The following is an 11,734-nucleotide window of genomic DNA, read 5'->3' as shown; positions in this document are numbered from 1 at the left end:
GCCGCTATGGACGGCAGTCGCTCTCGTCTCGCGCAAACAGGCCCGTCCGCCGAAGGCCCCATGAGAGCACCTGTCGGCTGAGCGAACCCCGACAGCGGAGTAGCATGCGAGGTAGCATAAGGAGCATGAGCGAGCCTACCCAGAAGTACTCGATCACCATGCCCCGCGACATCGCCGAAGCCGCCCGCGTCCGCAGCGGCCCCTCCGGCCTGTCCGCCTATGTCGCCGCGGCGGTCGCCCGGCAGATCGAGCGGGACAACCTCAACGAACTGATCGCCGTTGCCGAGGCCGAACACGGCCCCATCACCGCCGAGGAGATCCAGCAGAAGCGCGACCTGCTGCGGCGCGCCCGCGAGGAGCAGCACGGCGACGCGGCGAGCGCGGCATGACGCGCGAGGCCGCTGTGCCCGCGGGCACCCTCGTCCTGGACAGCGAAGGGCTCGCCAAGGCCGTACTGCGGGATCGCGAGGTCACCGGCTGGCTCGCGCTGGCCCGGGCGGACGACATGCGCGTGATCACCAGCGCCGCCACTCTGGTGGAGGTCGTCCACCCCCGGATCAACCGTCCGGCCCTGGAGTGGACGCTCTCCCGCCTGGTGGTCGAGCCGGTGACGGAGGCGATCGCCCGCCACGCGGCAGCCCTCCTCGCCGACGCCGCGTTGCACGGCCACAAGTACGCCATCGACGCGATACTGACCGCTACGGCACTCGCCGCTCCGGGACCGGTGACGGTTCTCACCTCCGACCCGGATGACTTGAGCACGCTGTGCGGCAAGCGCCTCACGGTCATCAAGGTCTGACTGGCCGCATGGACCCCGGCCCGCCGGGGTCCACTCCCGAGTCCGTACACACACCTCGGCACCGGCCCGAGTGGGCTGCTCGGATCAGAACGTGCCGTTCAGAACCTGCCGAGGCCGTGCGGTGAGCCGAGGCCGGTGGGGCCGTCCCAGCCGGGGCCGGACTGGCAGATCTTCTCGCCCCAGCCGAGCCGCTGGCAGATGGCCGGCGATCCGCCGTCGGTGGTGACGTCGTGGAAGACCGAGGCCGGGGCCCGGTAGAGCGCGCCGGGGCCGACGGTGCCGGTCGAGTGCCCGCTGCTGCGGACGTACCAGGCGGCGACGAACGGCGAGGAGGCGCTGGTGCCGCCGCTGACGAGCCAGTTGTTCGGCTTCCCGGTGGAGGGCGCGTAGGTGTCGTAGACAGCGGGGCCGCTCGCCGGGTCGGCGACGGCGGACAGGTCGGTGGCGGCCCGGTGGCCACCGCAGTTGGCGGCGACCGAGGCGGGCTGACCGGCCGCGGGGGGCAGGGTCAGGGCGCAGCCACCGGTCAGGTCGTGCCACGCCGTCTCGGTGAACTGCGTCCGGGAGGCGTCGACGGGCTTCAGCGAGGTACCCCCGACCGCGACCGCCCAGGGCAGCTCCGCCGGCCAGGTGTAGCTCGTGTCGACGACGGTCCCGGCCTTGGCGGCCGCGTCGGAGCCGGCGGCGGTCGTGCCGGGACTGCTGATGTCGCCGCTGGAGGCGAACAGCGGCACCCCGGGATGGCGCACGGCCTTGCTGTAGTCCGCGTCCGCCGTCGAGGCGTCGAGGAACTCGACGTCGCTGAGGCTGACCGCGTTGGCGCCCAACCGGACCGCGGTCTGGTAGGCGACGGCGTAGTCGGCCGCCTTCTCCGCGGGCAGCAGCTCACCGGTCGCGTCGATGTCGGGCGTCTGCACCACCATGATGTGGCAGTCCGGGCAGGCCGCCGAGGCCATGTCGACGTCCAGCGAGGTCTCGACGGCCGCTTCCTCCTCGGCCGCCTTGAACTCCGTGGTCGTCCCGGGCACAACCGGAGGCCCGCCGTGGAAGTCGGTGACGGTGAGACACCCGCTGGCCGTGGTGCACGCGGGCAGCCCGTACTGCTTGCGGTAGGTGGCGAGATCGGACTCCAGGTGCGTGTTCGCGCCGGTGCTGATGAGCGCGATGGTGCCCTTGTGCCCGACCGAGGCCCGCGGCAGCGAGTACGCCTTGGCGAGGTCCGTCGCACCGAGCCCGACCGGGGTGTCGGTCGACAGCACGGTGTCCGAACCCGGGCTCGTGGTCACGACGTCCGCGTGACAGCCCGACGCGCACATCGTCCGCACCCCGTGGCTGCTGAGCAACGTGCCCTCGTGGACCTGGAGTTGCAGGCTGGCGACGTCCGACGAGGCCTGGGCCGGGGTGGCCTGGGCCACCCCGGTCGTCAACGCCATCGTCGCCACGACCGGCAGCGCACAGGCCAGCACGAGACCACGTGAGCGCCTGAGTGTTCCCCGGTGAGAACGCAATTCTCCTCCTCGGCAGGTCGGCAGCACCACCGCTGCCGCTGACGCCGCATCCTGACCGACGGATGTTGGGAACTTGTCCGGAACCTGTGGTGATCCGGTCAGGCGGCCTGGACACGACCACGACGTGGCCACCGCCACCGCCACCGTCGGCGGCACGATCAATCGCTGTCCGGCTGCCGAAGCGCAGTGATAGACATCCGGCGTGCAGAAGATCATCGAGTTCCCCGACCTGCTGCGGCTGATCGACGACCGGTCGACCGCCTTCCGTACCGCGATCGCCGCCGCGCCCAGCCTCGACGTGCAGGTGAGGAGCTAACACATTGCCCCGATGAGGCAAGTCCTTGTCCGCAAAAGATCGTTGTCTGAGCAATCGGGAAGGGGAAGGGTTCGCCGTGCTGGTGCGGCGGCCGTTCTGCACAACTGGCGGCCGGGCGGCTGGAATGCGGACCACCGTTCTCGGTGACGGCGTGGCTTTCGGGGTTGGCAGGTTGGGTGACTCGGTAGCGCAGACGAGACGTCACTGATCTCCTGGACCAGTGACGTCTCGAACGGGACCGTGCAGTTCTTGGTCTGACGTATCGTCAGTTGGTGAAGTCGGCGGTGAGGCCGATGGAGTCGGCGCCGCCGGCGGGTTCGGCCCAGGTGTTCCAGCTGTGGGTGTTGTAGTCGGCGTCGATCTCGGTGAGGCGGTTGTTGCTGTTGATGGCGAAGATGTGGTTGACGTTGGTGGCGCTGGAGGTGGCGCTGGTGAGGCGCTTGAGGCCGCTGCCGCCCATGTTCGACCAGCCGCTCCAGCCGGATCCGCCGTAGTTGCCTTCGGTGTTGTAGAGGCTGCCGTCCATGCCGATGGCATCGAGGTGGACGGTGTTGCCGAAGGCGGCGGCCGTGACGTCCTGGCCGGTGAAGCCGCCCGCGGACACCGCCCAGCTGCCCCACGCCCCGGCGCAGTAGTCGGCGTCGAGTTCCTGGAGCTGGTTGTTGCTGTCGATGGCGAAGATGTGGTTGACGCCGTCGGTGGTGGCGCTGGCGAGGTGCTTGAGGCCGGTGCCGCCGTGGTCCGTCCAGGCGTTCCAGCCACCGTTGGGGAAGATGCCGTCGGAGTTGTGGAGGTGGCCGTCGGTGCCGATGGTGGCCAGGTGAACCATGTCACCGTAGGAGGAGGCGGTGACGGCCTTGGAGTTCGCGCTTCCGGGGACCTGGTTCCAGCCGGACCACTGGCCGGTGGCGTAGTTGCCGTCCTTCTCGTACACGTAGCCGTCGTTGCCGATGGCGAAGACGTGGTTGACCGAGTAGGTGGCCGCGCTGGCCGCCTCCTTGATGCCACTGGCGCCCATGTCGCTCCAGCCGTTCCACGCGCCGGCCGAGTAGTTGCCCTCGGTGTTGTGCAGCCCACCGTCGGGGGTCAGGTCGACCAGATGGACGGTGTTGGACGACGTCGAACTCGCCTGCGGAGCGCCGCCGGTGAACCATCCCGCGGTGTAGGCCTGGTCGAGCGAAGTGTAGAAGTTCTGTGCCAGCAGCGCGTACCCGGAGTCGTTGGGGTGCAGGCCGTCGGCCATCTGCGCCGGGTGCGAGGAGTCCGCCTGGTTGGTCGCGGTCAGCGCGGGCGCGTCGACGAACGTGAAGTGCTTGCCCGCCGCCTGCTCGGCCGACTCCACCTGCTTGAGCTGGGTGTTGTACTGGGCGATGGGCTGGGAGAGGCCCTGGTAGTTCCACCCCGGCGTGGTCGGGATGAGGCCCTGCATGATGACCGTCACCCCCGGCTGGTCGGCGAAGATCCGGTCGATCAGCTGGTGCGCGGTGTTGGCTGCGGTGTTCTGGTCGACCCCCTGGTTCAGGTCGTTGATGCCGATGTGCAGCAGCACGACGTCGGGGTGGGCGGCGGCCAGCCAGCCGTCGACCCCGCCGAGGATCTGGTCGGTCCGGTAGCCCGGGTGTCCCTCGTGGTCCGGGTCCGCCATCGCACCGTGCTGCTGCGAGCCGACGAAGTCCACGGAGTACCGCGACTGGCCCGCGACCAGGTTCGCCAGGGGCAGCCGGTAACCCCCACCGGTGCAGCTGCCCTGACCGTAGGTGATCGAGTCACCGAGCGGCATGACGCGGACGGACGGCGGCTGGGCAGCCGCTGAGGCGGTGGCCGGGGTGGCGACGGCGCCCGCTGCGAGGAGAGCGGCGGCAGCGGTCAAGGTGGCCAGGCGTTTCATCGAGTCTCCAGGCAGGCGTGGGCGGCCGGTCGCCCGGCGGGTGGGCATCGGGCGACCGGAGGGGACGGTTGTTCGGGTCGGTTGGTGATGAGTCAGTTGGTGAAGTCGGCGGTGAGGCCGATGGAGTCGGCGCCGCCGGCGGGTTCGGCCCAGGTGTTCCAGCTGTGGGTGTTGTAGTCGGCGTCGATCTCGGTGAGGCGGTTGTTGCTGTTGATCGCGAAGATGTGGTTCACGTTGGTCGCGGCTGAGGTCGCGCTGGTGAGGCGCTTGAGGCCGCTGCCGCCCATGTTGGACCAGGTGCCCCAGCCGGATCCGCCGTAGTTGCCTTCGGTGTTGTAGAGGTTGCCGTCCATGCCGATGGTGTCGAGGTGGACGGTGTTGCCGAAGGCGGCGGCCGTGACGTCCTGGCCGGTGAAGCCGCCCGCGGGTGTGCCCCAGCTGCCCCAACTGCCGGTGGCGTAGCTGGCGTCGATCTCGCGGAGCTGGTTGCCGGAGTCGACGACGAAGATGTGGTTGACGTTGTCGGAGGTGGAAGCGCTGGCGATGTGCTTCAGGTTGGTGCCGCCGTGTGCGCTCCAGCTGGTCCAGCCGCCGTTGGGGAAGGCGCCGTCGGCGTTGTACATCTGGCCGTCGGTGCCGATCGCCGCGAGGTGGACGGTGTTGCCGCTGGAGGAGGCGGAGATGGCGGTGAAGGTGTGGCCGTCGCTGATGGGCTGGAACCAGCCGGACCACTGGCCGGTGGCGTAGTTGCCGTCCTTCTCCCAGATCTGGTTGGTGCTGCTGATCGCGAAGACCCGGTTGGTGGATCCGGTGGAGGCGCTGGTGACGTCCTTGATGCTGCTGGCGCCCATGTCGTTCCAACTGGTCCAGCCGCCGCCGGAGTAGTTGCCCTCGGTGTTGTGCAGCCCACCGTCCGGCGTCAGGTCCACCAGGTGCACCGTGTTCACCGCCGCAGACGGCACCGTGGGGTCGTCGACGATGTTGTTGTAGCGCCAGGGCACGTAGCCGTTGCTGTTGAGGTAGTCGAGCGTGTAGGTGTCCAGGTGTGCCTGGGTCCCGGGCGTCGACTCCGTGTAGACGTTGGCGGAGGTGTGAGTGCTGTCGGTCCAGCCGGCGAACAACACGACGTGGATGTTGTAGTTGCCGTTGTCGTAGCGGTCGAGCATGTCGCCGGGCTTGAGAGCGTCGAAGCCACTCAGCTGGGTCGAGACACTGCGCAGGGTCTGGGTCGTGAGGCTGCTGCTCAGGTGCCAGGCCATCGAGACGTAGCCGGAACAGTCGGAACGGTAGGTCGATCCGGAGCCGTCGGAACTGTAGACCGACTGGCTGTACGGGACGCCCTGGTTGACCCAGTACTGGGCGCGGCTGAGCACCTCGGAGCGGGTGATCTGGCCGTCGACCGAGGAGGTCGTGGCAGCGTAGGCGGCGGGCTGGGCGATCACCGCGGTGCTGACGGCACCGCCGAGCGCGATCGCGGTGGCGAGGGCGACACGGGTGATCTTGGAGGCGCGAGAAGGCATGGTGAAGGAACCCCTGGAGTCGGAAGGACGAAGAAGGCGTGATCGGACGTCAGCTGGTGAAGTCGGCGGTGAGGCCGATGGAGTCGGCGCCGCCGGCGGGTTCGGCCCAGGTGTTCCAGCTGTGGGTGTTGTAGTCGGCGTCGATCTCGGTGAGGCGGTTGTTGCTGTTGATCGCGAAGATGTGGTTCACGTTGGTCGCGGCTGAGGTCGCGCTGGTGAGGCGCTTGAGGCCGCTGCCGCCCATGTTGGACCAGGTGCCCCAGCCGGATCCGCCGTAGTTGCCTTCGGTGTTGTAGAGGTTGCCGTCCATGCCGATGGTGTCGAGGTGGACGGTGTTGCCGAAGGCGGCGGCCGTGACGTCCTGGCCGGTGAAGCCGCCCGCGGGTGTGCCCCAGCTGCCCCAACTGCCGGTGGCGTAGCTGGCGTCGATCTCGCGGAGCTGGTTGCCGGAGTCGACGACGAAGATGTGGTTGACGTTGTCGGAGGTGGAAGCGCTGGCGATGTGCTTCAGGTTGGTGCCGCCGTGTGCGCTCCAGCTGGTCCAGCCGCCGTTGGGGAAGGCGCCGTCGGCGTTGTACATCTGGCCGTCGGTGCCGATCGCCGCGAGGTGGACGGTGTTGCCGCTGGAGGAGGCGGAGATGGCGGTGAAGGTGTGGCCGTCGCTGATGGGCTGGAACCAGCCGGACCACTGGCCGGTGGCGTAGTTGCCGTCCTTCTCCCAGATCTGGTTGGTGCTGCTGATCGCGAAGACCCGGTTGGTGGATCCGGTGGAGGCGCTGGTGACGTCCTTGATGCTGCTGGCGCCCATGTCGTTCCAACTGGTCCAGCCGCCGCCGGAGTAGTTGCCCTCAGTGTTGTGCAGCCCACCGTCCGGGGTGAGGTCCACCAGGTGCACCGTGTTCACCGCCGCAGACGGCACCGTGGGCGCCGGGTAGGGGTCCACGCCGTCATTGGTGAGTCCGGCCTGCGCCGCGCAGCTCCACTGGCTCGGCCCGGCGCTGCGGAGCACCTGTTCGGCTATGAGGATCTGCTGCTGCTCGGTGGCCTGGTAGGGGTACTGGGCATACATGTCGCCGTGGTAGGCCAGCCAGGTGCTCTCCGCGAACTGGAGACCCCCGTAGTAGCCGTTGCCGGTGTTGATGCTCCAGTTGCCGCTGCTCTCGCACTGGGCGACCTTCTCCCAGGTGCTCACGGACGCAGCCGAAGCCGATCCCGCACAGGCCATGGGCAGGGCAGCGACAAGAAGGGACGTGGCGGCAGCGGCCAGCGCGGGCCGCACTCGGTTGCGTGAGGGCATGACAGTCTCCTGCTCTTCGGATGATGGTCGGTCGGTGCGGTGGCGCGCGATGGGGCCAGGAGCTCGGCTGCCTGCTCGGCTAGGTGCTCACTGCTGGACCGGAGATGACGGAGTATCGACGCGCGGCCGGCATGGTGCCGAGGACGTGCGTGAGGAGGTCTGACGCCTGCTGTCGCGCGGCGGTGTCGGACGAGGCGCGGATGAACAGGGCGGCACCCAACCCGTGGGGCGCGCACTGCACGCGTACGTGTTCAACTGCGTGGTACGGGGCCGCGTGTGCCCACAGTGCGTCTTCGAGGGCGGCAGCCTCCTCGCGCGTCCCGGGCACTCTCGGCGAGCCGGCGAGTGCCAGGTGGACGAGGAGCATGCCGGTCAGTCCCAGCCGATGCCGTTGGCGACGGGGGCGGAGGCCGTCGCCGCGGACGCCACGCCGCTTTGTGCCGCTGACGTCACTGCCAGACCGGACAGCAGGAGCGCGGCGAGCGTGACCGACAGACGGCGGGTGGTGCTGGACATGGCTGTGCCCCCGAAGTAGGTAGAGCGGATGCTGGTGAGGACCGGATCGCGGGCAGTGGAACCGTTGCCCTGCTTGGCCTTGCTGCCGTTCCGGTGAGCACCATCCTGGTTGGCCGGGATGCCCCGCGAAAGAGTCCAGGGCGGGCAGCATGCGGACAGGCAGCATGCGGACAAGCCCTGCCGACTCGAGGTAGTCGGTTGCCAAGGAGACGGGCTCCCTGCCAAGATCGTGATCGAACTGGGGTTGATGTGCGTCTGTCGGGGGCGGGTTACGTGCTTTCTGTGCTGGGTTTGGACACCACGAGCGAGGCGGTGTACGCGGGGATGCTCGCGGACCCCACCGGCGGCGTGGAGGATCTGTGCCGGCGACTCGCGCTTCCCGAGATGTCCGTACGCGAGGCCCTCGACAAGCTTGCCGACCTGCAGTTGCTGCGGGTCTCCCGGGATGTGGCCGGCGCGCTGCGGCCGGTCAGCCCCGCACTGGGACTGGAACTGATCCTGCGACGCCAGGAGGAGGATCTCCGGCGCCGCCAGCAGGAACTCGCCCTGAGCAAGGCCGCCGCCGCACTCGCGGTCTCCGAGTACGCCGCGCTGGTACCGAACACGGCAGCCGACGGCGCCGAGCGCCTGCTGGGTCTCGACGCCATCCAGGCCAAGCTGGAGGTCCTCGCGCAAGAGGTCGCCCGGGAATGCCTGTCGGTGATGCCCGGCGGCGCCCAGTCCCAGGCCAGCCTCGACGCCTCGCGGGCACTGGACGCCGACGCGATGGCCCGTGGTGTCGACCTGTTGACGTTGTACCAGGACAGCGTCAGGAACGATGCTCCGACGTTCGAGTACGCCCACTGGATGGCAGAGCACGGCGGCGAGGTACGCACCTGCCCGACGCTGCCGCCGCGCATGCTGATCTTCGACCGCGAAGTTGCGGTCGTGCCCATCGACCCGGCCAACACCCGACTGGGCGCGCTGTGCACCCGCGAGCCGGGAATAGTGACGTCCCTGGTCGCCCTCTTCGATCAGACCTGGCAGACGGGCGTCCCGCTGGGCGCCGACCAGCCGCAGGAGTCCGGCTCCGGTCTCACCTCGGGCGAGCGGGAACTGCTGAAGCTGCTCGCTGCCGGACTGACCGACGACGCGGCCGCCAAGCGGCTCGGAGTGTCCGTCCGCACAGTCCGACGCCTCATGGCAGCACTCATGGAACGCCTCGACGCATCCAGCCGGTTCGAAGCAGGGCTCAAGGCGGCCCAGCGCGGCTGGCTCTGATCAGACGACCCGGTCGGGAACAGCTCTACGGACGACGTCAGTGAGAACTCCGGACAAGGGTGCGAGGCTCCTCGGTCGAGGCCGGCAGATGATGCTGCAGGCCGGGCTGAGGAAGGCTTCGTGGATGTCGTCGCGGATCTCCCGGCGGATGCCTGGTGCGGTCAGCCACCGCACAGGTCCGAGCCCGCGAACATGCCCGCGTTCATGCGGTGCATGTAGCTGATGTCGGCCCAGCCGGGCGCGACCCCGCCGACCACGGCGACGCCCCAGAGCAGCACGGCCGCCGGCAGTGCTCCGCGGCGCGGTCGCGCGGTGCGCCACGGGCGGCGCGCGGCGATCCACACGAGCGGCGGCAGGCCGGCCAGCACCAGGCCGGCCGCGAGCCAGGTGTACGCCGTGAGGCCGGGCGGCAGCGCGAGCGGGGTGCAGTGGATGTCCCGCCCATAGTCCGGCCGGTGGGCTTCGTAGCCGAGGTGCGCGAGCAGCCCGGCGCCCAGGCCGGCCAGGCTGAGCACTGCCGAGGCGAGGACGGCCGAGGCGGCGCGGCGTGCGGTGGGGCCCGACCTGTTCACCGGGAACCGTCGGCGCTCGAACCGACCTGGATGGCAGCCCTGTTGAGCGCCGGCGGATGGAGCGATATCGACATGTCTCCCCCTGGAACGGTCGGCCGGCTCAAGCAAACGATCATCGTAGTGGATGACCGGCTCACCCCAGGTCGAAGGTGTTCGGCAGGCCGAGCCGGTAGCGGGTCTCGTCGACCAGCTTGAGCGGCTCCAGCTCCGGGGGACGGAAGAGCAGCCAGATCGGGCAGCGCTCGGCGGTGGAGCGGTCGGCGTCCAGGAGGGCGTTGACGGCGCGGCGGGCGGACTCGTTGGCGCCCTCCATGGTGGCGAGGTCGACGTCGGTGCGGACGTAGTCGCCGGCCAGGAAGAAGTTGCCGACCGCGGTCGCGGCGGAGGGTCGGTTGTAGAACGTTCCCGCGGGGTGGATCAGCAGTTGCTCGCGGTTGGCCGGGGCGGGGCCGCCGAGGCCCGTGACGGCCGGGTCCATGAACCACGAGTGCACGTCGGCGTCCACCAGCCAGGTGGCGCCCGGCCGGTTGAAGGCCCGCTTGGCCTGGGCCCAGACCTCCTGGACCACCTCCTCGCGGGTGCACTCCTTGGCGGTCCTGCCGTACAGGATCCCGGGCTCGTCCCACTCCGAGACGCAGACCGACAGGCAGTCGGTGACCGTTCCGTCGCCGTAGGCGGCCGGGAGGTTCCGGTCCCAGAACTGCGCCTGGTTGACGGTGGTCAGGGACCACGGGGAGTCGAGGCAGGCGGCGTGTCCGTGCACCAGCCGCACGGGCCGGCGCAGGTAGTACTGGACGCCCGTCATCCAGTCCGTCCGGATCGCGTCGCAGCGTGCGAGTTGGGGGTCGGCGGCGCGCAACTGCGGGCCCCAGGTGAGGCGGGCGTGCTCCACCGGCAGGGCGGAGAGGTAGTAGTCGGCGGTCACCGTCCAGGGCGTGCCGCCGCCCGTCGGCGCGACGCGCACCCCGGTGATCCGCCCGTCGGCGCAGAGGACCTCCTGGACCTCCGTCCCGGTGCGGAACTCGACGCCGAGCGAGGCCAGGTGGGCCGTCCACGGATCGATCCAGGCTTCGCTGGTCGGGGCGTTGAGCACCCGGTCGGGCTGCCCGTCGACGCCGCGCCCGAGCAGCCCGTTCAGCAGGAAGGCCTCGATGATCGTGCGGGCCACGGTGCGGGTGCTGGCCTGCTCGGCCTTGGTCGCGACCAGGTCGCGGGTCAGCCCCACCCCGAGCAGGCGCTGGTAGTCGTGGGACATCCGGCCGGCCTTGATGAAGTCCCACCAGGGCACCCGCTCCCACTGCTGCTCGCGGCGCAGGTCGCAGCTGGTCAGGTGGACCAGGACCCGGTCGACGAAGTAGGCGAGCTCGTCGGCGGGCAGGTGCAGCACCTCGTCGAGCACGCCGGTCAGCGTGCGGCGCAGCGCGTCCGGGGCGAGATCGCGCGGGTCGAGCGGGCGGGTGAGGGTCTGGAACGGGAGCAGCAGGCCGGGGCGCGGGGCGTCGTAGGCGAGCAGCGTCTGGGTGCCGTCGCGCAGGTTGTCGTGGACGCCACCGGGGTTGCCGGGGTACGGGATGCGGCGCAGGGTGTCGGGGAGGTTGCGGTAGAAGCCGGGGAAGAAACGGAACCCGTGTTCGCCGGGCAGCGGCCGTCGGCCACCGGCCGCGCTGCCGGGCACGTCCATGCTCCGGGCCTTGCCCCCGAGCGCGGCGTAGTACTCGTACACGGTCACCCGGTAGCCGCGCTCGGCGAGTTCGTGCGCGGCGCTCAGTCCGGAGACCCCGCCGCCGAGCACGGCCACGCTGCGCCCCGAGCGGTCGGCCCCACCGCCGCCCGGCACCGCAGTGGCCGCCACGGCGGGCGACGGCGCGGCGACCGACGGCGCGAGGGCCAGCGCGCCACCCACCGCAGCCGCCCGGTGGAGGAACTGGCGCCTGGTCCGGCCGCTGGTCGCGGCGGTCTCCGGGTTCTCCGTGGCCCGGTTCTCGGCCCCCATGGCACGCACCCCTTGGCTACTGTGAGCGACTGGTCGGCCTCAGTATGCACAGGTCGCGATCCGCG

General features: G+C 70.1%; 10 protein-coding genes. 3 read left to right on the top strand and 7 right to left on the bottom strand.

Features of this window, described 5'->3' with window-relative positions:
• The first annotated feature begins 125 nt into the window (after positions 1–125).
• Both OG294_RS34640 and OG294_RS34635 read left to right on the top strand, forming a co-directional pair.
• The gene (locus OG294_RS34640) at positions 126–389 is read left to right on the top strand and encodes a CopG family transcriptional regulator (RefSeq protein ID WP_327070515.1); all 264 of its coding nucleotides are present in this window, start codon (positions 126–128) and stop codon (positions 387–389) included.
• Positions 386–799 (top strand): DNA-binding protein, encoded by a 414-nt coding sequence (locus OG294_RS34635; protein WP_327070514.1) that lies wholly within the window; start codon positions 386–388, stop codon positions 797–799. Before OG294_RS34640 ends, OG294_RS34635 begins: the two co-directional genes overlap by 4 nt.
• A gap of 98 nt (positions 800–897) precedes the next feature.
• Here the strand turns inward: OG294_RS34635 and OG294_RS34630 are convergent, their stop codons facing one another.
• The 5 genes from OG294_RS34630 to OG294_RS34610 form a co-directional block, all read right to left on the bottom strand.
• Entirely contained in the window at positions 898–2,232 is a 1,335-nt protein-coding gene (locus OG294_RS34630; protein WP_327070513.1) for a hypothetical protein, read from the bottom strand.
• A gap of 656 nt (positions 2,233–2,888) precedes the next feature.
• Positions 2,889–4,511 carry a GDSL-type esterase/lipase family protein gene (locus OG294_RS34625; protein ID WP_327070512.1) on the bottom strand — a complete coding sequence of 541 codons (1,623 nt, stop codon included), beginning with the start codon at positions 4,509–4,511 and terminating at the stop codon, positions 2,889–2,891.
• 92 nt (positions 4,512–4,603) lie between these two features.
• Positions 4,604–6,031: a hypothetical protein gene (locus tag OG294_RS34620; RefSeq protein ID WP_327070511.1), complete on the bottom strand. Its 1,428-nt coding sequence runs from the start codon at positions 6,029–6,031 to the stop codon at positions 4,604–4,606.
• A gap of 49 nt (positions 6,032–6,080) precedes the next feature.
• Positions 6,081–7,223 carry a transglycosylase family protein gene (locus OG294_RS34615; protein ID WP_327070510.1) on the bottom strand — a complete coding sequence of 381 codons (1,143 nt, stop codon included), beginning with the start codon at positions 7,221–7,223 and terminating at the stop codon, positions 6,081–6,083.
• A gap of 477 nt (positions 7,224–7,700) precedes the next feature.
• Complete coding sequence (locus OG294_RS34610) at positions 7,701–7,844, bottom strand: hypothetical protein (RefSeq protein ID WP_327070509.1); 144 nt, start codon at positions 7,842–7,844, stop codon at positions 7,701–7,703.
• A gap of 273 nt (positions 7,845–8,117) precedes the next feature.
• On the opposite strand from OG294_RS34610, the gene OG294_RS34605 reads away from it, so the two are divergent.
• Complete coding sequence (locus tag OG294_RS34605) at positions 8,118–9,104, top strand: helix-turn-helix transcriptional regulator (RefSeq protein WP_327071777.1); 987 nt, start codon at positions 8,118–8,120, stop codon at positions 9,102–9,104.
• Between the two features lie 161 nt (positions 9,105–9,265).
• On the opposite strand, the gene OG294_RS34600 is transcribed toward OG294_RS34605, so the two are convergent.
• Both OG294_RS34600 and OG294_RS34595 read right to left on the bottom strand, forming a co-directional pair.
• Positions 9,266–9,676, bottom strand: coding sequence for a hypothetical protein (locus OG294_RS34600; RefSeq protein WP_327070508.1), 411 nt, complete (start codon positions 9,674–9,676; stop codon positions 9,266–9,268).
• 133 nt (positions 9,677–9,809) lie between these two features.
• Entirely contained in the window at positions 9,810–11,669 is a 1,860-nt protein-coding gene (locus OG294_RS34595) for a hydroxysqualene dehydroxylase (RefSeq protein WP_327070507.1), read from the bottom strand.
• Between the last annotated feature and the right edge of the window lie 65 nt (positions 11,670–11,734).

It is taken from the genome of Kitasatospora sp. NBC_01302, assembly GCF_035976515.1.
Taxonomy (GTDB): Bacteria; Actinomycetota; Actinomycetes; order Streptomycetales; family Streptomycetaceae; genus Kitasatospora.
The sequence above is the reverse complement of the archived record's forward strand: the minus strand, read 5'-3'. Positions and strand labels throughout refer to the sequence as shown.

Coding starts and splice junctions, on each gene's coding strand:
- OG294_RS34625 (WP_327070512.1), bottom strand. CDS start 4,511: ATGAAACGCCTGGCCACCTTGACCGCTGCCGCCGCTCTCCTCGCAGCG.
- OG294_RS34595 (WP_327070507.1), bottom strand. CDS start 11,669: ATGGGGGCCGAGAACCGGGCCACGGAGAACCCGGAGACCGCCGCGACC.
- OG294_RS34635 (WP_327070514.1), top strand. CDS start 386: ATGACGCGCGAGGCCGCTGTGCCCGCGGGCACCCTCGTCCTGGACAGC.
- OG294_RS34640 (WP_327070515.1), top strand. CDS start 126: ATGAGCGAGCCTACCCAGAAGTACTCGATCACCATGCCCCGCGACATC.
- OG294_RS34620 (WP_327070511.1), bottom strand. CDS start 6,031: ATGCCTTCTCGCGCCTCCAAGATCACCCGTGTCGCCCTCGCCACCGCG.
- OG294_RS34610 (WP_327070509.1), bottom strand. CDS start 7,844: ATGTCCAGCACCACCCGCCGTCTGTCGGTCACGCTCGCCGCGCTCCTG.
- OG294_RS34630 (WP_327070513.1), bottom strand. CDS start 2,232: ATGGCGTTGACGACCGGGGTGGCCCAGGCCACCCCGGCCCAGGCCTCG.